The 24,785-nt window shown below is 28.2% G+C and carries 19 protein-coding genes, 1 pseudogene and 1 riboswitch; all 20 genes and pseudogenes read left to right on the top strand.

Annotated features, from left to right (window positions below; translation table 11 throughout):
• The first annotated feature begins 149 nt into the window (after positions 1-149).
• The 20 genes and pseudogenes from FGL08_RS09000 (at position 150) to FGL08_RS08910 (ending at position 24,782) form a co-directional block, all read left to right on the top strand.
• Positions 150-436 (top strand): annotated as a pseudogene (locus FGL08_RS09000) (transposase).
• 212 nt (positions 437-648) lie between these two features.
• On the top strand, positions 649-3,693 hold the full coding sequence (locus FGL08_RS08995; protein WP_138210469.1) for a DEAD/DEAH box helicase: 3,045 nt from the start codon (positions 649-651) through the stop codon (positions 3,691-3,693).
• Between the two features lie 112 nt (positions 3,694-3,805).
• Positions 3,806-4,471, top strand: a complete 666-nt coding sequence (locus tag FGL08_RS08990; RefSeq protein WP_138210468.1) for a DUF2691 family protein — start codon at positions 3,806-3,808, stop codon at positions 4,469-4,471.
• Between the two features lie 216 nt (positions 4,472-4,687).
• Positions 4,688-4,892, top strand: a riboswitch (cobalamin riboswitch).
• 217 nt (positions 4,893-5,109) lie between these two features.
• Positions 5,110-6,222 (top strand): DUF4430 domain-containing protein, encoded by a 1,113-nt coding sequence (locus FGL08_RS08985; protein ID WP_138210467.1) that lies wholly within the window; start codon positions 5,110-5,112, stop codon positions 6,220-6,222.
• Between the two features lie 45 nt (positions 6,223-6,267).
• Positions 6,268-7,026: a class B sortase gene (gene srtB / locus FGL08_RS08980; protein ID WP_138210466.1), complete on the top strand. Its 759-nt coding sequence runs from the start codon at positions 6,268-6,270 to the stop codon at positions 7,024-7,026.
• 155 nt (positions 7,027-7,181) lie between these two features.
• The gene (locus tag FGL08_RS08975; RefSeq protein ID WP_138210465.1) at positions 7,182-9,764 is read left to right on the top strand and encodes an LPXTG cell wall anchor domain-containing protein; all 2,583 of its coding nucleotides are present in this window, start codon (positions 7,182-7,184) and stop codon (positions 9,762-9,764) included.
• 69 nt (positions 9,765-9,833) lie between these two features.
• Positions 9,834-10,796, top strand: a complete 963-nt coding sequence (locus FGL08_RS08970) for a DUF4430 domain-containing protein (RefSeq protein WP_138210464.1) — start codon at positions 9,834-9,836, stop codon at positions 10,794-10,796.
• Between the two features lie 12 nt (positions 10,797-10,808).
• Positions 10,809-11,696, top strand: a complete 888-nt coding sequence (locus FGL08_RS08965; RefSeq protein ID WP_138210463.1) for an energy-coupling factor transporter transmembrane component T — start codon at positions 10,809-10,811, stop codon at positions 11,694-11,696.
• Positions 11,669-13,354, top strand: coding sequence for an ABC transporter ATP-binding protein (locus FGL08_RS08960; RefSeq protein ID WP_138210462.1), 1,686 nt, complete (start codon positions 11,669-11,671; stop codon positions 13,352-13,354). The genes FGL08_RS08965 and FGL08_RS08960 overlap by 28 nt, the downstream gene beginning before the upstream one ends.
• Positions 13,321-14,049, top strand: a complete 729-nt coding sequence (locus FGL08_RS08955; RefSeq protein WP_138210461.1) for an ECF transporter S component — start codon at positions 13,321-13,323, stop codon at positions 14,047-14,049. The genes FGL08_RS08960 and FGL08_RS08955 overlap by 34 nt, the downstream gene beginning before the upstream one ends.
• 270 nt (positions 14,050-14,319) lie before the next feature.
• Complete coding sequence (locus FGL08_RS08950; protein WP_138210460.1) at positions 14,320-15,030, top strand: Crp/Fnr family transcriptional regulator; 711 nt, start codon at positions 14,320-14,322, stop codon at positions 15,028-15,030.
• A 156-nt stretch (positions 15,031-15,186) separates the two neighbouring features.
• Positions 15,187-16,419: an FprA family A-type flavoprotein gene (locus tag FGL08_RS08945; RefSeq protein WP_138210459.1), complete on the top strand. Its 1,233-nt coding sequence runs from the start codon at positions 15,187-15,189 to the stop codon at positions 16,417-16,419.
• Between the two features lie 67 nt (positions 16,420-16,486).
• On the top strand, positions 16,487-17,185 hold the full coding sequence (gene ric, locus FGL08_RS08940) for an iron-sulfur cluster repair di-iron protein (RefSeq protein ID WP_138210458.1): 699 nt from the start codon (positions 16,487-16,489) through the stop codon (positions 17,183-17,185).
• A 56-nt stretch (positions 17,186-17,241) separates the two neighbouring features.
• On the top strand, positions 17,242-17,997 hold the full coding sequence (locus tag FGL08_RS08935) for a DUF438 domain-containing protein (RefSeq protein ID WP_138210457.1): 756 nt from the start codon (positions 17,242-17,244) through the stop codon (positions 17,995-17,997).
• 213 nt (positions 17,998-18,210) lie between these two features.
• Positions 18,211-18,987 carry an SDR family NAD(P)-dependent oxidoreductase gene (locus tag FGL08_RS08930; RefSeq protein ID WP_138210456.1) on the top strand — a complete coding sequence of 259 codons (777 nt, stop codon included), beginning with the start codon at positions 18,211-18,213 and terminating at the stop codon, positions 18,985-18,987.
• Positions 18,988-19,212: 225 nt separating this feature from the next.
• Positions 19,213-19,377, top strand: a complete 165-nt coding sequence (locus FGL08_RS13420) for a hypothetical protein (protein WP_171012031.1) — start codon at positions 19,213-19,215, stop codon at positions 19,375-19,377.
• A 296-nt stretch (positions 19,378-19,673) separates the two neighbouring features.
• Positions 19,674-20,849 (top strand): class I SAM-dependent methyltransferase, encoded by a 1,176-nt coding sequence (locus FGL08_RS08925; RefSeq protein ID WP_279232969.1) that lies wholly within the window; start codon positions 19,674-19,676, stop codon positions 20,847-20,849.
• Positions 20,850-21,151: 302 nt separating this feature from the next.
• Entirely contained in the window at positions 21,152-22,303 is a 1,152-nt protein-coding gene (locus tag FGL08_RS08920) for a M50 family metallopeptidase (RefSeq protein ID WP_138210454.1), read from the top strand.
• A 210-nt stretch (positions 22,304-22,513) separates the two neighbouring features.
• On the top strand, positions 22,514-23,890 hold the full coding sequence (locus tag FGL08_RS08915) for an MATE family efflux transporter (RefSeq protein ID WP_138210453.1): 1,377 nt from the start codon (positions 22,514-22,516) through the stop codon (positions 23,888-23,890).
• Between the two features lie 193 nt (positions 23,891-24,083).
• Positions 24,084-24,782 (top strand): ABC transporter ATP-binding protein, encoded by a 699-nt coding sequence (locus FGL08_RS08910; RefSeq protein WP_138210452.1) that lies wholly within the window; start codon positions 24,084-24,086, stop codon positions 24,780-24,782.
• Positions 24,783-24,785 lie beyond the last annotated feature (3 nt).

Below are 24,785 nucleotides of genomic sequence, written 5' to 3'. Positions count from 1 at the left end.
TCTAAAAAGCTTTTAGCTATGAGTAAAAAAAATAAAACCTTCAATGTAAAATGAAAGTAGGTTTGCCGACCACAATCATTAAACAAAGGAGGTATATCCAATATGATAATAGTAGTTTATAACACAACAAGTGGAATTGTAAATATCATATAGTTTTCGCACCTAAGTATAGGAGACAAGTAATATATGGGAAGATAAAAGGAAATATAGAACAATTATTAAGAAAGCTATGTGAACATAAAGGAGTAGAAATAATTGAAGCAAATGCGTGCAAAAGGAAAGAGTTCATTAATGATATTTGATAGGCATGCAAATTTAAAATATAGATACATAAATAGGCAATTTTGATGCAAGGGTATTATGTAGACACAGCTGGTAAGAATAAAAAAGCAAATAGGTGGATATAAGAAATCAAATACGAGAATATATAGCATAAGAACAGGTGAGCTTAAAAGAATATGTGTACCTGTTTATGTATAATCCTGACTTAATAACTTTATAAAAATTATAAATATAAAAAGCTTTCTTTTATATGTTAAAATAGTAGTATTAGTGGAATATATATCCTTTACGGTATGAAGAATAGTTTATATTTATACAAGAATATATATTACATAAAAATAAAAAAAGTATATATGGAGTTAAACTATGATTAATAATATAACAAGGTATTTTAAGAGTGCTTTAATTGCAAAAAATCAAGGAATAATAGATTTTAATAACTCAGATAATGGATATGGAATTATTGCAATGAAGAACTTTAATGATGGAATAGTTGATTTAGAGATTTTAGAAAAATTAATCCCTGATAAAAAAGATAGTAATGATAACATTGAAGTAATAATAATACCAAAAACTGTGAAAGTAAATTTTAATGACAGCAAGAAAGCGAATGAGAATATTAATGAACTTACAGGGATATTATATGTACCAGCAAGTATAAACTCTAAGGGAGAGTTAAAGATTAATGAGAAATATGATAAGTGGCCATGGATACCAAGAGAATTTCTAGAACCAATGATTGAACTACAGTTAAGTTTAGGAAAAGTAGATGATGTAGATAAATTTTTATCTGATACTACAGATAAAAGAGAGAAGCTAGAAAGTTGGAATGATTATGTAAATTACATAAAAGAATTTTATGCAGAAGTAACAAAATTTGAGTTTGATAAAAATTATATTGAAAGAGATGATTTAAACATATCATTTGAAGAAAATGTATATATCGTTTTAGACGATATGGTAAATGCATCATTTCAAGTAGAGCAATTATATAGTGATATATTAATTAATAATGAAGATAAGCCATTGTATGAGAAATTTATTACACCAGTTATTGAAAAATCTAAAAATTTAATACCAAATGATTCACATTTAAAAATGATAGAACATAAGGGACAAATGGGGGGAGAATATCCATTAGCAGAATCCCAAAGAGAAGCTGTAAATCATTTTTCAGAGTTAAAAGAAGGTGAAATACTAGCAGTAAGTGGACCACCTGGAACAGGAAAAACAACATTATTACAATCTATTGTATCAGATTTATATGTTAAAAATGCTTTGGAAGAAAAGAAAGCGCCTATTATAGTAGCATCATCAACTAACAATCAGGCTGTTACTAATATTATAGATTCATTTGGGAGTATTGCAGGAATAGGAATTAAAAATTTAGAAGGGCGTTGGATTGAAGGTGTTAATAGTTTTGCATTATATTTTCCATCTCGTAACAAAAAACATGAAGCAGAAAGACGAGGATATCATTGTACTAGTAATAAGGGTGATGCATTTGCGTTAAATATAGATTCACAAGATAACCTTTTAAAATCTAAAGAAAAAATGTTTAAGAGTGCATCTAAATATTTTAATAAGGAAATTAAAGATGTATGTGAGTGTAAAGATATAATTTATTCAGAACTTGTTAATATTGATAAAAGAAAAAATAATATTATAGAATTATTACATGAAATAAAAACAATAATAAAAGAAAATACATTAGAGAAATATATTGAAAACTTAGAGATAGATATATTGCATTATCTTAATAAGGAAAAAGAACTAAATAATTTAAATATAAACAATAAAGAAAATATATCAAAATACAGGAAAAGAATAGATGAGTGGAATAAAATATATATGAAAATTCCATGGTATATTAGAATCTTGAAAAGATTTAAGGGATTTAGAGATAAGATAAGTATTCGATTAAATATACACAAAGAATCATATGAATATGAAATTATAGGAGATGCTAATTCTTTAGAAGAAATTCTTTTTAAATATGCAAAAAGAATAGAAGAGATTAATTATGAAAATTTAGAAATAGAAAAAGAGTTAAAATGCGGAAGAAATATTATAGCAAGTAAAAAGGATGAGAAAAAATATATAGTAAATTTAAGAAGTCATATAAAGGAAGAATTTATGGAATTAAAAAGGTATAGCTGCGATATTTACTATTCAAATAGTGCTAAAGACATAGAAAAATTAGAAAGAAGAATTAATAAAGACTTAGAAGAATGCTCTTTAGTAAAGATAAATGAATATATAGATACACGAATTAGATATATTGAATTTTGGTTAGCCGTTCATTATTATGAGTGTAGATGGTTACTGAAAGAAGATTATATTACAGATAAACAAAGAGGGAAAAATTTTGCTAATGTAATAAAATCTTTATATAGTAGATTAGCTATGATTACACCTTGTATGGTAATGACATTTTTTATGTTGCCTAAGCAATTTAAGGTTTATTATAGCAATGAAAAAATAAGTAGTTATTTATATAATTTTATTGATCTTTTAATTGTTGATGAAGCGGGACAAGTATCGCCAGAAATCGCATCAGCATCTTTTGCGCTAGCTAAGAAGGCAATGGTAGTTGGAGATGAAAAGCAAATACCTCCTGTTTGGGGAATTAACTATGCGTTAGATAAAGCATTAGCTATAAGGAGTAATATGGTAAATAAGGATATAACTTTTGAAAATTTAATGGAATATGGTCAAAACTGCTCACAATCTAGTGTTATGAAAATTGCAGTTAATTCATGTTGCTATGATAAATATGAGAAAGGTCTTTTCTTAAGTGAACATAGAAGATGTTATAATGAGATAATAGAGTACTGTAATGCTTTAGTATATAAAGGAAGACTTCAAGCTTATAGAGGGTTAGGAGAAAAGGATAAAAATTATCCAATCTCTCAATATCCACATATGGGATATAAAAATATAGAGGTTAGTAATTCAGAGAAAAAGGGATGTAGTAGAGTCAATGTAAAAGAAGCAGAGGAAATTACAAAATGGTTATCAAGTAATTATCAGGAAATAGTGAATTCATATATAGAGAAAAATTATAATTTAAAAGAAAATGAAATAATAGCAATTATAACACCTTTTAAGGCACAAGTTGGTATATTAAAAGAAAAATTAAAGATGCATTTACCTAAGTATGCAAGGAATATTGATGTAGGAACAGTTCATACGTTCCAAGGTGGTGAAAGAAAGGTTATAATTTTATCAACAGTTTATGGTGCAAATGATGGATGTTTTTTTATAAATGAAAATGAGAGCTTAATGAATGTTGCCGTATCTAGGGCTAAAGATGCTTTTTGGATATTTGGATCTAGAAAGTGCTTAGATGAAAATGGAGAGAGCTCAAGTGCATTACTTAAGAAGTACGTTAATAAGGAGATAAAATAGAGTAATATAATTAGTTTTAAATATATAGTATATAAATTTTGAAGAATTACATTTATTATAATATATAAATATAAAGAAGGTTACGTTAGTATATAGGGGGTGAGGTGGGAAAATGAAAAGTGCAATATTAGAAAAAGGCCAAGAAACATATAGTTATCTTGGTGAAATTTTTAATGCTATAGATAATGAGCAGCTAAGATACAATTGGTTAATTACAGATTGTGAATGCTATCCTATAAATAAAAAATATGAAAACCTATTTTCTAAGGAATATATTTGGCTTACAGGTGAAGAACTTACAGATATTATAAATGAAGAGGATATGCAGTTTATTTGGGGAGTTTTTTCTGGATTTCCTAAAGAAAATAATCTTGAAGAAGTTTTAAAATATGATTTACCATTTGCAGATGGGTATGAGGGATTTTGGATAGATGATGTAGGAATTCAGCATCCCCTTGCTAGTATTGAAATTGTTCCTTGGGATAGTTCTCTTACATTATTTACTAGTAAACATGATGATCTAGTAGATAAGTTTAGAGCTAGTTTTCCTTTATCAGAAGATTTATATGCACAAAACACAAGAGATAATTCTGAAATTAATTATATAGAAAAGTTGTTAATAGAGGAATTAGGCAGAAGAAATATTGAACTTAATGAAAAAACATTACATCAAAAATATTTTATTTGGAATAAGTTATATTCAGAAAGAAAATCTTTAGTTAAAGATGAAGATATTATAATCTGTATAAATAAAATCTTAGATGAAAACTTAAAATAATAAATCTATACAAATACTTTATGAAAAGTATTTGTATAGATTACATTAAGTAATTATCAAAGATTAGTTATCTAAATGGAACAATTATAAATTAAGCGTTGTAGTGTTAAGTTATGAAGTTACATATGATATGGAAATAGTAATCTAGGAATAAAAGAAAAATATTTCAAGGTCTATTGTCTTATTTCCATAAATGATATATAATTCAGTTAAAACCAAATATTATAGACAAGAGGTTGATATTTAAAAATACATTAAAAGGGAATATGGTGCAATTCCATAACAGCCCCCGCTACTGTGAGAAGGACGAAAGCTTATTAAAGAACATATTTTTATGTTTTTAGTCACTGGTAATACTGGGAAGACTTAAGCAAGTAGAATGATTTCGAGTCAGGAGACCTGCCTTTATGTTTTGCTACTCAAGCAATGTCGGTGGGATCTTGACTTGATTATTTTAATGGAAGTAATAAGTATTTTTATTGTGACTTATTATTTATAATTAAGTTTTTAATAATCTGTTTTAAGAGAGAACCGAATTTCGGTTCTCTTTTTATTTTTTGGTTAGTGTGAAAATTTAACGCTAGCTATTTTAATAGACTATATAATAGTCAATAAAAAATTATAAAGGGGGAATAAAAATGAAGACCAAAAGTATGAAGGCAAAAAGAATCTTTGGTTTGTTATTGGTGCTGTTCATGATGATAATGGCAGTTCCTACATCAGTTTCAGCTGCTGTAACTGGAGAAATTTCTTTAGAAACAACACTGACTGATGGTGTTACACTAAAAGGCAGTAAAAAAACATTTGACGTTATGGCAAGACTAGATGGTAAGAAAATTCCAAGCGAGGTTACTCTCAATGGGGAAGAGGTAAAGCCAAACTGGGATGATCAAAACAAGACAAGCTATACAATTAAATTTAAACAGGAAGGCAAAAATATTGTTGTTGTAAAGGCTTCTGCTAACAATAAAACAGAAACTAAGACCTATGCAATTACATACAAAAAAGCTTTAGATGGTGAATTGATTGGTCATGCCACATGCACAGTAGAAGCATTAACCATTGGTAGAGGCTTTATAGTTGAACCTATAAGGGTTCCTCTTTATGAAGGAGAAAATTCTGCGCAGGTACTTGATCGTATTCTTACTGAAAAAGGCTTTTCTTATAACCATACTGGGAGATTAGAGAGCTCTTTTTATCTATCAATGATAGGAGATGGTGGAGTATTTAAGAAAGGCTGCAAGGATAATGAAAAAGCTCAAAAATTGAATGCTCCTATAAATATCGAGAATAAAGTTCCAAGTAATCTGAAAAAAATTTTGGAGAAAGAAGGACACTGGCCACCAGATGAACTATCTGATTCTAAATCTTTAGGAGAGTTTGATTATACTTTTATGTCAGGATGGATGTACGCTGTAAACAATGTATTCCCAAATGTAGGGTTTTCAGATTCTTATTTAGGTGATGGTGATGTATTGCGTGCACAGTTCACTTTATTTGGATATGGTTCAGATATTGGTGGTGGATATGCTATGGGTGGTGAAAGCACAGACTTTTATAAAGTAGCTAATAAAGATCAGTTGTTATCATTGCTTTCATCTATAAATTCAGATAAGAATAAAGAAGAAATACTATCAAAAGATTTGGTTAAAACAACATATGAAGAAGCAATGAAAGTAGCATCTCAATTAGATGCTACACAAAAATCAATAGATGAGGTTTACGCAAAATTAAATAAAGTTTTGAAGTAGATGTTACATTAAAATATAGGATCACTTTTGGGGAAGGGGTTAAATATGATATTTAACAAAGATATTAAGATAATAAGAAAAATAATATTTATAATTTCATTTATTGTTTTTCTCTTTTCAGGAATTAGTTTAATTAATGTGATATATAAATCACACAAGAATAAAAAATTAAACGATGAATTATCTAATACACTTTCCCAAATAGTTGAAAATCAATTAAATAAAAATAACACTGATAATAGAAATCTTATTCAGGAATTACTTGATATAAATAGTGATATAAAAGGAAGTATAAAGATTGAGAATACAAAAATAAATTATCCAGTAGTTCAATGTGAAAATAATGAATTCTATATTAAAAATGATATTAAAAAGAATGAAAGTAAGTATGGAACTATTTTTATTGATTATAGAAATAAATTAACTAGTAATAGTTTATCAGGACAAAATATAGTTTTATATGGTCACAATATGAAGGACGGAAGTATGTTTGCAGATTTAAAAGGTTTTCGGGATAGAGAGTTTTTTAATAATAACAATGTAATAGAATTAACTATATTTCCTGAAAAATATAAATTTCAAGTATTCTCCGTCCTTATTATAGAGGCGGACTTTGATTATAGAAAGACTTTCTTTAATAATAGTAAAGATATGGATAGCTATTTAAAAAGAATACAAAAGTCAGCATTATATTTTAAAGATACAGAGTTAAATTGTAAAGATACAATAATTACTTTATCTACTTGTTCATACGAGAGGGAAAATTCTAGGATTGTGGTTCAAGGAAAATTAATTAAGGATTAATAGTTATAAAAATTTAGGATGTTAATTAAAATGAGTAGAAATATGTATACGTAAAGCTTACGACACAAGATGTTATATATAGTATTATAAATACTAAATTTATGTTTCTATAGTAATAAGTTGTTATATTAATAAAATGAGGGGAAGTGTATATTTTGAAGTTTAAAAGGAAATTATTGAGTATAATACTCATAATGTGTATGTTATTCGGAATGCCAGCTAGTGTTTTAGCGAAGGATGCAAAAGTTAATTCCATTTCAAATGAAAAATTAGAGGAAACTATTGAGGGGATAATAAAGTGGGCAAAACAAGGTAATGAGAAACTACTAAACCCTGAATTTTTACAAATGGCGGGAACCACACCTGGGGATTGGTTTCCAATAGGTATTGGAAGATATGGATATAAGGATGATTATGGTGCATACCTTTCTGCCATAGAAAAAGATATTACTGAAAGATATAAAAGTTCAGGTAAGTTACATCCTGTTAAAGCCACAGAATGGCATAGGACTTCTTTAGCTATTCTTGCTATGGGAGGAGATCCTACAAAAATTGGGGTTGACCCAAATGGAAAACCTATTAATTTAATTGAAGATGGTACCTATAATTGTGTTGGAAGAAGAGGAGTTAAAGGACAAGGTATAAATGGTGCTATTTGGTCACTTATTTCAATGGATAGTTTAAGATATGAGGTTCCAGAAGGAGCTAAATTTACAAGAGAATATATTATTAAATTAATACTTGAAGAACAGTTACCAGATGGTGGATTTAGTCTTGGTGGAAAAACAGCAGATCCAGATATTACAGGAATGACTATGCAAGCTTTAGCACCTTATTATAATAGCGATAAAGTGTATAAATATAAATCAAAGAAACTTAAGGATCAACAAGGTAATTATATAGAGTGTAGTAAAACTATAAAAGAAGTTCTAGATCAGTGTATTGATTTGATGGGGAAAATGCAACATGCTGATGGAGATTATTTTAGTTGGGGAACTCAAAATGTAGAAAGTACAGTTCAAATCCTTACTGCATTAAGTTCTCTTGGTATTGATTGTGAGAAAGATTCTAGATTCATAAAAAATGGTAAAACCTTAATTGATGGAATAATGAAGTATAGAAATGAGAGGGATGGAGGGTTTTTACATTCATATACATATGACCCTGCAAATCCGTCTTCTAAACCTGATGCATCAAACAATATGGCAAGTGAACAAACACTGTATGGATTGATATCCTATTGGCGTTTAAGAAACAATATGAGAAATGTGTATGATTTTCGACCTGAAACAAATCAAGGGGAATTTGTTATTAGGGCTAATGGGAATAATTATAATATAGCTGTTAATAAAGATAAGCAAGTATATTCACTTGAGCTTCCATCTAATGTTAAAAGCTTTAGCTTTGTAAATATACCAATGGGGCCTTATGATACAAGCAATATATCATTGAATTCTGAAATAAATGTTGTGGACAAGAATAAGATACAAATTGAAATAAAGAATAGAAAAAATGAAACAAAAAAATATGAAGTTAATATTAAGGTAACAGATGAGGCAAGAGTAAATGATGTAATAAATGTTATTAACAATCTTTCAGAAACAATTACATTAGCCGATGAGAAAAAGATTACAGAAATAAGTGAGAAATTTAATAATTTAAGTGATAGTGATAAGGAAAAAGTAACAAACATTGAAAAGTTAAATAGTGCGAAGCAAAAACTTCAGAAGCTTAAGGATGAACTGGAAAAGGAGAATATTATTAAACAGAAAGCAATCTTAGATAAAATTGAGAAATTACCAAAGGCAATTTCTATCGATGACAAGGCTAAAGTGTCTGAATTATTAAATTCTTTAAATGCCTTAGCGGATTTTCCAAAGAAGAAGGATATGCGTGAAAAATTAGTATCCATAATGGAACAAATAGAAGAAATAGAATCAAAGGTAAAATCACTTGATGATAAAATTTTTGGTGATATAGATCCTATGAACATAACTTTAAAGGATAAAAGTGCTGTTTTAGATATAATAGCTAAATATGAAAAGCTTAACGATAAGGATAGAAAGCATGTTGGAAATTATAATGATGTCTTAGTTGCTAAAAGAGTAATTGAGGAACTTGAAAATAACAAGGTTATAATAAGCGATGTATTTAAAAACATCATGGGTTCTGATAAAGTTTATGTATTTGAGGATAAGACTGTAGAAGGAAAAAAATACACAATAACTTTTCATGGATCTAAAATTATAGATCCAACAATTGATTTTAATACAAAAGTTTCATTTACATCTAAAAATGCCGATAAAATTAAAGAAATTTCTAAAGATGCTACTATTATAAGTTTTGCTCATGAAGGTAAGCTACCTGGTAAAGCAAAAGTTACTATTGATGTGGACTTAAAGGATGGAAAATACTATTTATACTATTTTAATGAGAAAACAAACAATGGAGAGTTAGTTAGTGAAATAGTTGTACAAGATGGTAAAACAACTTTTGAAATTAGTCATTGCTCTGATTATTTTATTAGTGAAAATTCAAAGCTTCAAGTAATTAACAATCAAAAGCCAACAAATAGTGAAAAAGAGGATATGGAAACAGAAGATACAGAAATAGATAATTTGGATGAGAGCGTTCCTAAAACAGGGGATAACTCAAATATTACCCTTTTAATTATCTTATGTATTTTTAGTGGTGGGATAATGTTATTTTTAAAAGGAAGATCAAAGTATAAGGTATAAATCTAAAGATAAAAGGGATGTTTTCAGATTTTGAGAACATCCCTAATATATAAAAGGGGGGTATGTAATATGAGAAGAAGAATAAAGTCATTAGTTCTGATTCTTTTAATGATTTCAGTTATATTTACAGGATGTAAGATAGAAAAACCTGATGATGTTGCAAAAGGTGGAAAATATGCTACTAATATAGAAAATACTTCAAAAGATAATTCAGAAGCAAAAGACTCAACGGATACAAAAGATTCAAAGGACAAAAAGGATGAAAAAAAGGACTCTTCTAAAGACAGTAATAAAGATAAAAAGGAAAGTAATAACCAAGATAAAAAAGAAGATAATAAGCAGGAGAAAAAAGATTCATCTAAAGACGGTAAAACAAAGAATTTAAATACATCAGGAAAAAATGTACAAAAGGGAGAAACAAGTACGAATAAAGGTAAGGGCAAAAATAGTGGTAAAGGAACTACTAGCAAAAAAACAAGGGCAGAATTAGTTGCAGAAGCCAATAAACATAGGGAAAGTGGAACGAAGGATCAATATTTAACTGACCCAACTCCTGAGGGAATGCCAAAACCAGTAGAGTGGCAAGGTAAAAAAATAGATAAATCTAAGGTTAGATATTGTACTCTTTCAGTGGATTGTTTAACGATTTTGAATAATATGAAGGATTTTAATAAAGATAAAATGTCTGTTCTACCTAGGAGTGGTATTATATACAAGGCGCGTAAAGTTGCATTTTATGAGGGTGAATCTGTATTTGATATGCTTAATAGAGAAATGAAGAAAAATAGAATACACATGGAATTTTCTATGACACCAATTTACAATAGCAACTATATAGAGGGAATTCATAATTTGTATGAATTTGATTGTGGAAGATATAGTGGATGGATGTATAAGGTTAATGGGTGGTATCCTAATTATGGATGCAGTAGATATGTACTAAAAGATGGTGATGTTGTAAATTGGAGATATACCTGTGACTTAGGCAGAGACCTTGGCTGTACTTGGCTTGGTAAAACCAAAGATGATTAAGGAGGAAGATTTATGAAAGATTCATTTTCAACTTATCATCCTATAATAAATTTTATGTATTTTATAGTAGTTATTGGATTTAGTATGTTTTTCATGCATCCAATATTCTTAGTGATATCTCTTATATGTAGCATGATATATTCAATATATTTAAATAGAAGAAAGGCTTTAAAATTTAACTTTGTGTACATGCTTCCTTTATTAATAATATTGATGTTGATAAATCCAGCATTTAATCATTATGGAGTTACTATTTTACTTTATGTAAATGATAATCCAATTACCTTAGAATCTATTGTTTATGGGGTAGCATCCGCCACAATGTATATATCTGTTATTATGTGGTTCTCCTGCTATAATTCTATAATGACATCAGATAAGTTTATGTATGTTTTTGGGAAAATAATACCTGCCTTATCATTAATAATATCCATGGCTCTTAGATTCGTTCCAAAGTTTAAAGCGCAGATAAAAGTAATTTCTAATGCACAGAAATGTATTGGTAGAGATGCTTCACAAGGAAATATAATTAAAAGAGCCAAAAATGGTATGAAAATATTATCTATTATGGTAACTTGGGCTTTGGAAAATTCTATAGAGACGGCAGATTCTATGAAATCTCGTGGTTATGGATTAAAGGGAAGAACAAGTTTTTCTAACTTTCGTTTTGATAACAGAGATAAAGTTGCTTTTAGCATATTATCAGGCTTAACATTGATTGTATTAATTGGAGCCTGGCTTGGAGAGAATAATATTAAATATAATCCAGCAATTGTATATAAGAAAATTTCGATTATAAGTATAGTTGTATATGTAGCTTATTTTTTACTTTTAATTACGCCAGTTATATTGAATATAATGGAGGATATAAAATGGTATTATATAAAATTAGAGGCCTAACATTTTCATATCCAGAATGTGAAAAACATGCCCTGAAAAATATTAATTTAGAAATAAATGAAGGTGAATTTATTACAGTTTGTGGGAAATCTGGTTGTGGTAAAAGTACACTACTTAGGCATTTAAAAAGTGTATTAACTCCACATGGTAAACGCAGTGGAGAAATTTTATTTCAAGATACTATTCTTAATGAGGTTGATTTAAGAACACAATCATCTAAAATAGGGTATGTATTGCAGAGTCCTGATAATCAAATTGTTACGGATAAAGTTTGGCATGAACTTGCTTTTGGACTTGAAAGTTTAGGTTTTGACAATAAGACTATTCGCTTAAGAGTTGCTGAAATGGCAAGTTTTTTTGGAATTCAAGGTTGGTTTATGAAGAATGTTACTGAATTATCTGGAGGGCAAAAACAACTTCTTAATCTTGCAGCTATTATGGCAATGCAACCATCAGTACTTATTTTGGATGAGCCAACTTCACAGCTTGATCCTATAGCGGCAACTGAATTTTTAGAGACGGTTAGAAAAATTAATCAAGAAATAGGAACTACTATTATAATAACTGAACATAGGCTAGAGGAAGTATTTCCAATGTCTGATAGAGTTGTAGTCTTAGATAATGGTGAAATAATAGAAAATAACACGCCTAGAAATGTTGGAGAAAAGTTGAAGAAAAGTAATCATGATATGTTTGTCTCAATGCCAAGTCCAATGCAAATATATGCAGGTATAGAGTGTGATTTATCATGCCCCCTAACTGTTAGAGAGGGAAGAAGTTTTTTGAATGAATTATTAACCAATAAAGAAATCCATGAGATAGCCTACGAGGAAAGTTTTCAATATAAAAATTCTGAGGTGGTTGTTAGCCTTAAAGATATATGGTTTAAATATGAAAAAAATTCAAAAGATGTTGTTAAGGATTTATCTCTTGAAGTTAAAAGAGGTACAATTCATGCAATTGTAGGGGGAAATGGTACAGGCAAAACTACAACATTAAATCTTATAAGTGGTATAAATAAGCCATATAGAGGCAAGGTTGTTATAAATAATAAAGAAATTAGTAAGTATTCAAATAAAGAATTATTTAATTGTAATTTAGGGGTTTTACCACAAAATCCTCAAGCACTATTTGTAAAGAAGACAGTGGAGAGTGACCTTCTTGAAATATTAGGAGGAAGAAAAATTTCAAAAGATGAAAAAGTGGAAAAAGTTAAGGAGATAGCAGAGTTATTAGAAATAGATGATTTCTTACAAATGCACCCGTACGATTTAAGTGGTGGAGAACAGCAAAGAGCTGCTATAGCAAAGGTACTTTTATTAAATCCTCAAATTTTATTGCTAGATGAGCCAACTAAAGGAATGGATAGTTGTTTTAAAAATAAGCTTGCAAAAATATTAAAAAAACTTACTTCTAAGGGAGTAACTATTTTGATGGTTTCACATGATATAGAATTTTGTGCTAAATATGCAGATATGTGTTCCTTATTCTTTGATGGTAATATTGTTACAACTAACACACCACGTAAGTTTTTTAGTGGAAATAGCTTTTATACTACATCAGCAAATAGAATGTGTAGACATATATTTAAAAATGCAATAGTAAATGAGGATGTGATAGAATTATGCAAACAAAGCCTGAAAAAAGTAACTCTTTAAGCAAACGCACCATTGTAGCTTCATTTATGATTTTAATTATAATACCATTAACTATAGCATTTGGTGTTATAGTTTTAAATGATAGAAAAGAGTATTTTATTAGTTTACTCATAATTTTTTATACTATGATTCCTTTTTTTATGATATTTGAAAAAAGAAGACCTCAGGCTAGAGAATTGGTGATAATTTCTGTGTTATGTGCAATAGGAGTGGCAGGAAGAGCTGCATTCTTCATGTTACCACAGTTTAAGCCTGTAGTTGCTATTGTAATAATTTCTGGAGTTTGCTTTGGTGGAGAAAGTGGGTTTTTAGTTGGTGCAGTTACAGGTTTTGTATCAAACTTTTTCTTTGGACAAGGGCCTTGGACACCATGGCAAATGTTTTGCTTTGGAATAATAGGTTTTTTGGCAGGAATTCTGTTCAAGAAAGGAATGTTACCCAAAAAGAGAATTTCCTTATGCATATACGGTGGTATTGCAACTTTTATAATATATGGAGGAATAATAAATATTGGAGCTTTAGTTATGTTTACTGGAAAGCTAAATTGGAAAGCTCTTAAGGCTACATATATCTCAGGAATTCCTTTTGATTTAGTCCACGCAATAGCAACTGTTTTTTTCCTCTTCATTATGGCTAATCCCATGATCGAAAAATTAGATAGAATAAAAAAGAAGTATGGGCTTGTGGAACCTTAATATAGAAATTAGTATTTAATTTCAAAATTAATAGTTATTTAAATATATAAATTTCCATAGGTTTATTCTAGATAACATAACTAAAAACAATATATTTATTTTAGAGTAACTGAAATATTCTAATTTAAACAATATAAAAAATCTCCATTTAAAGTGGAGATTTTTTCAAATGACAGATAATTTTTGTAATTAAATATATATATTGATATAATTATGGTGTAAATTGCATAAGGAAGTTATGGTAGTTTTAAATAAGGAGGTTGGTTTTTTATGAAAGAATGCACCTGTGGTAAATGCAATCATAGTATTTGTGCAAGTAAAGTTCCTATATTTTCTTCTTTATCAGAAGAAGATTTAATAAAAATTGTAAACATGACAGGACATGAGGTTTATAGAAAGGGAGAACCTATTTGCAATGAAGGAGATAAATCAGAAACTTTAATTATTATAAATGAAGGAAAAGTAAAACTTTGCAAACTTACTAAAGAAGGAAAAGAACAAATAATACATATACTTTCCAATGGCGATTTTTTTGGAGAGTTAAATCTTTTTAATGATAATGAAAGTTATAATTTCTCCGCTTATGCCATATCTGATGTAAAAATATGTACCCTTACAAAAAAGAAGATGGACGAGATATTAAAACAAAATCCAGATATATCTTTAAAGATTTTAAAAGAAGTGACTAAAAAACTTGCAGAAACGGAAACTTTAGCTCAAACTTTAGCTACTAATGATGTAGACACTAGAATAGCTAATATGATATTAGACTTTAGTAAAAGATATGGAATAAATAAAGAAAAAGGTATGGAGATAAAGCTTCCTATAAATAGAGAGGAAATGGCAAATTATGTAGGGGTTACGAGGGAAACTATAAGTAGAAAGTTATCTAAATTCGAGGATTTAGGTATTATAAAACTTGTTGGTAATAAGAGAATTATAATTAAAAATGAAGATGAATTAAAAAAGTTTATAGAATAGATTATTTTAAAGAAAAGTGCCTTGCACTTTTCTTATTTTTTTAAATTTGATTTAAATCATATTTTTAACCTCTAATAGTTTATATACTAAAGCCATAACAAACAAGAAAATAAAGCAAACAAAATAGATATTAATAACAAATTGGGGGTAATTAATATGATGAAAAATATAAATATTAAAGAAAAAATTTATTTAGTAGGAAAAGTTGATGATAGAGATGTACCGTTTCATAGATTAACTTTAACAAAAGGAACAACTTATAATAGTTATCTTTTACTTACAGAGAAACCTACAATTATTGATACCGTGGATATAAGTTTTGGAAGAGAATATATTCAAAGTTTAAGAGCATTAATAGATCTAGAAAAAATTCAGTATATAATAATAAACCATACAGAACCAGATCATTCAGGAGCATTAGGAAGTTTAGCATATAATGCTAAAAATGCAATTATTGTTTGTACTGAAAAGGCAGTTGATCAATTGAAAGCTATGTATAAACTTCATAATAGAAACTTTTTAGCAGTTAAAGATGGAGATACTTTAGATATAGGTGGAAAAATTCTGGAGTTTATGGAAACACCTTATCTCCATACAGAAGAGACTATGTTGACTTTTGTTAAAGAGGATAAGATATTATTTCCATGCGATATATTTAGTACGCATATGGCGAATTATGAATATTTCAATGATAAGGCTAAAGAGGACATATTAGAAGATTTTAAAACATACTACAGTTTAATAATGCATCCTCACAGAAGATATGTACAAAATATGATAAATAAAATAAGAAATTTGGATATAGAAATTATAGCACCATCTCATGGGTTTATATTAAGAGACAATACTCAAAAGTTTATAGAGATTTATGATGATATGAGCAAAAATACAAATATAGATAAAAAAGTTTTAATTTTATATTCTACAATTACAAATAATACCAAAAAGGTTTCAGAATTAATCAAAGGATATTTTGAAAAAGATAATATAAATGTAGAATTAGTTGATGTAAATAAAACATCAGATAAAGATACTTTAGATAAGGTTAAAGAGGCAGATGCAATACTTGTTGGGACATCTACAAAATATGCAGATATGATTGGAAGATTAGAAAACATTCTAAAAAGTTTAAAGAATATAGACTTACAAAATAAAATAGCAGCGGCCTTTGGGTCTTATGGATGGAGTGGAGAAGGTATTGAAGTTGTACAAGATTATTTAAACGAAACAAACATGAAAGTTTTAAGCACTTCATACATTATAAAATCTACAGGAATGACAGATGTTAAATTCCCAATAAGAATTAAATTTTCACCAGAACAAAATGACAAAGAAGAAATAAAGAGAGCGACTATATTTATAGCAGATTTATTATTAAATTCAATATAAGAATTATGTTAAGTAAGAGTTACACTAATTAATTCTAAAAAATAGTTTTGAAATTGGAGGAATTATTATGAAAAATATTATTAATGCAAATCAAAAACTTGGAGAGGTTGTTTCCATATTCCCAGGATCAAGTAGAATATTTAATAACGTTAAAATAGATTATTGCTGTGGAGGACATGATACTTTAGGAGAAGCTTTAAAGGAAAAGGGAATAAATTCATATGAATTCATAGAGAAACTTAATGAAGAATATGAAAAATTTATAAGTTCTAATGAAGAGTATATAGATTGGAGAAAAGAAAAACCAATAGATCTTATAAAAAACATAGTAGATACTCATCATAATTATACAAAAAGAGAGCTTAAAGAAATAGATGCATTACTATCAAAAATATTAAAAGTTCACTTTAAACATCATGGAGAAGAATTATTAAAGGTTCATAGGTTATTTGGACTCTTGAAAATAGAACTAGAGGAACATTTAATAAAAGAAGAAGAAAATTTATTTCCATTAATAGAGGAATATGAATTGACTGAGGATGAAAATGTAAAAAGGGAAATAGATAAATTTATAAAACAAACAGAAAATGAGCATGATGAGGCTGGAGATATATTAAAAGAATTAGAAGAAATAACAAGGGATTTTAAAGCACCACAAGGGGTTTGCACTACGTTTAAGTTAACTTATGATAAAATTCATAACCTAGAAAAAGATTTATTTATCCATATATATAAAGAAAATAGTGTGTTATTTGAAATACTTTAAAGCTTAAAATATCTATTATTTGGAACACTTTTAGATTTAGGAAGGAGAGAATTTAAATGAACAACAAAAAAATTAAGGAATTAAAAGAAGTTTTAAGAAATTTAAATAACGTTGGAATTAATGAAAAAACAAGAAAAGAAGCCTTAGACCTAGTAAAAGATATTGACGCAATAGATTTATCCATAGCAGAGCAACAACTTATAGAAGAAGGAATGGAACCACAAGATTTAAGACATTTATGTGATGTGCACATGGAAGTTTTAAAGGGTGAACTAAGTAAAGTGAAGGCTAATATAAGTAAAGGACATGTAGTTTACACTTTAATAGATGAACATGATAAGCTTTTGAAATTTTTAGAGGGGCTAGAAAAAGTAAACTCAGATATTCAAAAGACTAAAAGTTATGATGAAGCTAAAGATGAAATTAATACTCTTCATAGACTAGCAGAAAGTATATTAGACGCAGAAAATCATCATCAAAGGGAAGAAAAAGTTTTATTTGTGGAAATGGAAAAAAGAGAAATAACAGGACCTACAAGAATAATGAAAATGGAACATGACGACCTAAGAATTAGAAAAAAAGAATTAAAAAGACTTTCTGAAAATGCTGGTAAAATGGAATTTAATGAATTTAAAAGTAAAGTAGATAAAGTTTCTAAATATATAATTTTTAATTTAAGAGATCATATTTTTAAAGAAAATTATATTTTATATCCATCATCCTTAGAAGCAATAAAGGGAAAAGATATATGGGATGATATGAAAAAAAGATGTGATGAAATAGGATATTGTAGCTTTACATTTGAAAACTAAAATTAGTTCAATGGATATCATATGAGTGGTAAGTTTATTTGGCATACTGCCTACGACCGTTATAATATGTGCTTTTAAAGCAATTTATATACTATAGACATTTTATAAGAAAAATATTATATTCATATAATATCTATGGTAATTATGAGGATATATTATATAATAGAGTTAGTATTAATAAATTTATATTATTATACAAAGGTGGGGTTATAAATGAACTTATTTGACTTTAAAAATAGAGTGGTAATAATAGCAGGTGCATCAAGTGGATTAGGGGCCGATGCAGCAAGAGCATTTGCAGAACATGGAGCAGATGTAGTAATTATGGCTCGTAGAAAAGAAAAATTAGATACATTAGCAGAGGAGATAAATGCAAAAGGAGTAGGGGAAGCATTTGCTGTGCAGTGTGATGTGTCTAATGAAGAAAGTGTAAAAAATGCAGTTAATATGGTAAAAGAACGTTATGGAAAGATAGATGTTTTATTTAATAATGCAGGAGTTGCAATGTTGGGTACTGTAGAAACATTAAGTGATGAAGATTGGGATAAGGCAATTAATGTAAACCTTAAAGGAATTATATATATGAGTAAACACGTTGTGCCTATTATGAAAGAAAAGAATTATGGAAGAATCATCAACACAGCATCTGTTAATGCATTTCTTGCAGATAAACCAATGTCATTATGGAGACATTCTTACAATATGACAAAAGCTGGTGTAATTGGTCTTACAAAAGGTATGGCAGCATCTTATACACAATTTGGAATTACCACAAATGCAGTATGCCCGGGATTATTTGAATCTGAAATGACAGTAGACACACTATTTAAGGCAGAACAATTTATGCAGATGTATAACGGATTATGCCCAGCTTCTAGACCAGGAGCTAGAGGAGAATTAAATTCAGCAATTCTATTTTTCGCTTCAGAAGGTTCAGGATATGTAAGTGGACAGCATCTATTAGTTGATGGAGGCTTTTCAATAGTATAATAAAAGTAAAGATAACATCGTCACAATAATTATGCATGTGATGGTGTTTTTCTATATCTATTATATATATTTTCAATAGATAAATTGAAATTATATATACAATAACGGTTATAGATATAGTTAATGAATAAAGAAAAGCTATAAGTATTATATAGAATCTATATTACGTATTTTTGTAAATAATATTTAAGTAAAAAATTAGGAAAGTTAGGAGAAGAATTAATAATGACTGAACATGATAAAGGCTTATTCCAAGAAGATAGTGAAAAGGTAATAAAAAAAGGAAGGAAGCAAGGATTCATAGGAGGATTTAAACGAGGGCTTAAAGATACACTAGAAGGATCAGATGACACGTTTATTCAGAAGTTAATAAAGAAGCTTAATATTTAAGGGATAATTACAGGGTTCTAATATTTAGACAAATAGAGTAATTAAAGTCTTGGAGGAGGTCCAAGGCTTTTTATTTATTAATATATAAAATAATTTTATATATTTTTATGTATTGAAATATTACATAAAGGATTATGTAATACTAATACATGTCTTATAACTTCAAATTTCCCTCTTAATCTATGTAGGATAAAATATAAAAACTTGGCAATAATTTAAAATAAAGATTTTTTATTATAGAAAGTTAAAAAATAATTTTATTTATATCCAAGATTAAAAGAAAGGGGATGTTTGAGATAGAAAAATTTTTTATAAAGAAATTTCTTAATGGAATTTCAACGGAGACTTTTAAAATTAAATTTTGGGATGGTACAGAAGAAATTATAGGTGACGGAGAAGTTGCTTTTACCATTATTTTTAATAAGCCTATAAATAAGGGAAAGATTTTAGAAGATGCCTCTTTAGCTTTTGGTGAAGCTTATATGGATGGAGATATAGACTTTGAAGGAGATTTACAGTTTATATTAGAATCCATATATAAAAATAAAGACAGTTTTTTACATAGTCATAAGTTACTTTCTAAGGTTATGAAACTAAAAGGGACTTCTCTAAAAAAACAAAAAGAAGATATATCTTATCATTATGATTTGGGGAATGACTTCTATAGTTTGTGGCTTGATAAGACTATGAGTTATTCCTGTGGGTATTTTAAAAATGAAGATGATACTTTATATGATGCTGAAATGAATAAAATACATTATATATTAAAGAAACTGAATTTAAAAGAGAATCAAACCCTTTTAGATATAGGCTGTGGCTGGGGATATTTAATTATAGAGGCCGCTAAGTTATATAAAGTAAAAGCTTTAGGAATAACCTTAAGTGAAGAGCAGTACGAAGAAGTTAAAGAAAGAATAAAGAGGGAACACTTAGAAGAATATGTAGACGTTAAACTTATGGATTATAGAGAACTTGAAAAATCCAAACTTAAATTTGATAGGATAGTAAGTGTAGGAATGTTAGAGCATGTAGGAAGTTCTAATATACCATTGTATTTTAAGAATATAGATAAAGTTTTAAATGATCATGGGATTTTTCTACTACATTTTATAACCGGTATGTTTGAAACAGAAGGAAATAGGTGGATTAAGAAATATATATTCCCTGGAGGATATATACCTACTATAAGGCAAGTAGCAGATGTGTTTACAGATTATGATTTTCACATAGTAGATATTGAAAGTCTAAGGCTTCATTATATGAAAACGCTAATGTGTTGGGAGAAGAATTTTGAAGATAATATAGATAAAATACGTGAAAAATTTGATGAAAGATTTATAAGAATGTGGAGAATGTATTTATGTTCTTGTGCAGCATCTTTCCATTATGGAGTGGTGGATGTACATCAGTTTTTACTTACAAAAGGATTAAATAATGAAATTCCAATAACTCGTGATTATTTATATAAGTAGGTTATTAAGTCAATTATATAAAGTTTTTAGATACAAAATAGTTAGGTAGTTGAAATAAGATTTTTAATAAGTGAATTTAACTATACATTATAAGAAAATATAAAAAGTACTAGGTATATATATCTAGTACTTTTTTATATAAAGAAAATTATATAAGCCTGCTTTTAAATATATAATTGGGCTATTTAAGTATATATAAAATACAATATATCTATAGCTTTTGTATGGAGAAATTTTCTTGAATTTGTTATTATATTCATAGTATATTGATATAATTATATGAATAAGATTGGGGATGTATTATGAAGAAACAATTAGAAGAAAATCAAACTAAAGATTTATTGTCAAGAATAGGCATAGTTGTAGTTGCTTCAATTATTGGGGGGATAATAGGATTAGGTAGTGCTATATTAATGGATAAAAGTGGGTATAACGTTTATAGCTTAGTTCAATTTGTACTGTATTTCATCCTTTTTATAGCAGCATTTATGTTACAGATAATTTTACATGAATTGGGACATTTGATTTTTGGATTATACTCTGGATATAGATTTACATCCTTTAGAATTGGTACCCTAACGTTTATAAAGGAAGATGAGAAAATAGTACTTAAAAAGTTTAATATCCCAGGGACTGCTGGGCAATGTCTTATGATGCCACTGGATGGAAATAGCTGTGATTGTCCATATGTTCTTTATAATTTAGGTGGCATACTTATGAATACTCTAGTATCGTGTTTATGTTTAGTTATTTATACATTATTCCCCATGCCTGAAATAATACGAGCTTTTTTATATTTTGTTGCTATTAGTGGATTATATGATTTAATTATGAATGGTGTACCCATGAAAATAGGTGGTATTTCAAATGATGGATATAATATTATTTCTATTAAAAAAGATAAAGTAGTAAGAAATTCATATTATACTCAGCTTATGGTAAATGGACTTCTTTATCAAGGAGTAAGGATGAAGGATATCCCCTTTAAATACTTTGAAATCCCCCAGGGGGCTAATTTAAATAATCCAATGATTGGTGTTATAAAATGTTTTGAAGGTAGCTATTATCATGATAGGAAAGAGTTTGATAAGGCAAAAGAATGCTTTGAGAATTTATTAAATGATGCACCTAAGTTAATAGGCTTATTAAAAAATGAAATCAAATGTGAGCTTTTATTTTATGAAATTATAGGTGAGTGTAGGAAAGAAGTAATTGATGAATTGTACACTAAAAAATTAAAAAAGTACATAAAAGCAACTAATTGTTTTATAGGGAGAAAAAGACTGATGTATGCCTATGCCCTTATAATTGAAGAGGATAAAGCAAAAGCAGATAAGATTTTAAAGGAAATGGATAAAGTTAAAAAAACCTATCCAGTTAAATCTGAAATTGAAAGTGAACTGGAGATAATAGAATTTATAAATGAAAAATATGTTCTTGATATGGAAAATTAAAGACTAATATATAGAACCATAGGTAATAGCAATTATTATCTATGGCTTTTTCTTTTTTGGAGCATAAATAATACTTTTTGGAGTTGATAATAATTATCATTAAAGGTAAGCTTTATATAAAGTTAAACTTAATTTAGGATAAATTCTTAAGATTGAACCTTAATTGGATATACTTAAGAGCTATAAAATAAAAAATAAGGAGGAGTTAATTTGAGTGAAACTATAATTAATGAAAAAGAAAAACAAAAACAATTTATTTTATCCAATAATATGTGGAAAGTTATGTTTGAATTATCATGGCCAGCTATTATTGCTATGGTTTTATATGGCTTAAATTCTGTAATCGATGCTATATTTGTTGGGAAGTTTATAGGTGAAACTGCCTTAGCGGGAGTTTCAGTAGCATATCCTCTTTCCCAAATTAGCGTAGGCATAGGTTCTTTAATTGGAGTTGGGGCTGGCTCGGTATTGAGCATTGCATTAGGTAGTAAAGATAAGAGAACACAAGAACGTTTGTTAGGGAATGTTAACTATATTTCTCTTATTACAACGGTTGTTTACATGGCATTGGGACTAATTTTTTCAACACAGTTAGTAAAAGTTATGGGGGGAGAAGGAGCAGCTTTAGTTTTAGGAGATAACTACTTTAGAATTACAATTTTAGGTTCACTTTTTTGGATATATGGATTAGCAGGAAATATGATTGTAAGGGCAGAGGGAAAAATGAAATCAGCAGCAATAATGATGGGCTTAGGTTTAATTGTTAACATTATTGCTAACTACATTTTTATTGTAAAATTTAACATGAGAGTAGAAGGGGCGGCATGGGGAACAAACATTGGGATGTTTGTTTATACACTTATTGGTTGGATTTATTTCGGAAAAGGATATTCTTCATTTAAATCAAAGGTTTTTTCATTACATCGAGATAAAGATATTATAAAATCAATTATAAATTTAGGTATTTCTTCTTTCATTATGAGTTTTATGAACTTAGTACAAGCAGTTGTTGTTTTTAATGCATTATCTAAATATGGCACAACGGCAGATGTGGCCTTTTATGGTGCAGTATACCGTGTGTTTACATTTTTGCTTACACCGATTTTTGGATTAATGCGTGCACTTCAGCCAGTAGCAGGTATTAATTATGGTGCAAAACAGTATGAACGTGTTATTAGTTCTTTTAAGGTGTTTATATTTACATCTACTATATTAACATTACCATTTTGGATTGTGTCCATGGCATCTCCGAATCTTATTTTAGGATTAATATTGCCAAATAAAACATTTATAGGTACTGAATTAACATATTTCCGAATTTATATGGGTATATTGCCATTGTTATCAACGATTTTTATGGCTATGACATTTTTTCCTGCTATTGATAAAGGTAAACCAGCAGCTATAATCGGAATTGTAAGGCAGTTAATTTTTTATATACCAGTAATGCTGATTTTGCCCAAGGTAGTTGGGGTTTCTGGTATTTATTATGGAACTTTTGCAATCGATTCAATTATTGTGTTATGGACTATTATACTGATTAAAAAAGAATTCAATATATTAAGATCAAAATTAAATAGTTTATAAAAGTAAGACAAAATATAATTTTATATGGACGTTAGAAATAATCTAGCGTCTTTTTCATAATTAATTTTCATTTTTAAAGTATAAATGTTGATGATTATACTTATAGTTAAGTATTTACTTTTATGGTTGCTAGTGATATAATTGAAATTGATTATCAGTGATAGAAAATAATATAAGTACGGGGGTATATGAAATGTTTTTAGATATATTGGATATTAAAAAAAGTTATGGATCTGGGGCAAGCCATGTACAGGTTTTGAAAGGAATTAGTTCTGGAATTGACAAAGGTCAAATGTGTACCATCTTAGGACCTAGTGGCTCAGGGAAATCCACTTTTTTGAATGCTATAGGTGGATTAGATAGTGTGGATGCTGGTCATATAATTGTAGATGGTTTAGAAATTACAAACTTTAAAAGTAAAGAATTGGCATTATATCGTAGAAAATATCTAGGATTTATATTTCAGTTCTATAACTTAGTTCCAAATCTTACGGTAAAGGAAAATATTCAGGTTTGTGAATATCTTTCTAAGGAACCATTAGATATAAACGAATTATTGGAAGTATTAAATATGAAAGAACATGAGAATAAGTTTCCATCTCAACTATCAGGTGGTCAACAGCAACGTTGTGCAATAGCTAGAGCTTTGGTTAAAAATCCTAAATTATTATTGTGTGATGAACCAACAGGTGCATTGGATTATAAGTCTTCTAAAGAAATACTTATGCTTTTAGAGATGATTAATAAGAAGTATGGCACAACGATTCTTATAGTTACGCATAATACGGCAATTAAAGATATGGTGCATAAAGTAATTAAGATTAAAGATGGACAAATTGTCAATGAATATATTAATCAGCAGAGAAAATCTGCAAAAGCTTTAGAATGGTAGGGA

The organism is Hathewaya histolytica, assembly GCF_901482605.1.
Taxonomy (GTDB): Bacteria; Bacillota; Clostridia; order Clostridiales; family Clostridiaceae; genus Hathewaya; species Hathewaya histolytica.
Note: the sequence above shows the minus strand (reverse complement) of the source record. Positions and strands in the feature narration are given on the sequence as shown.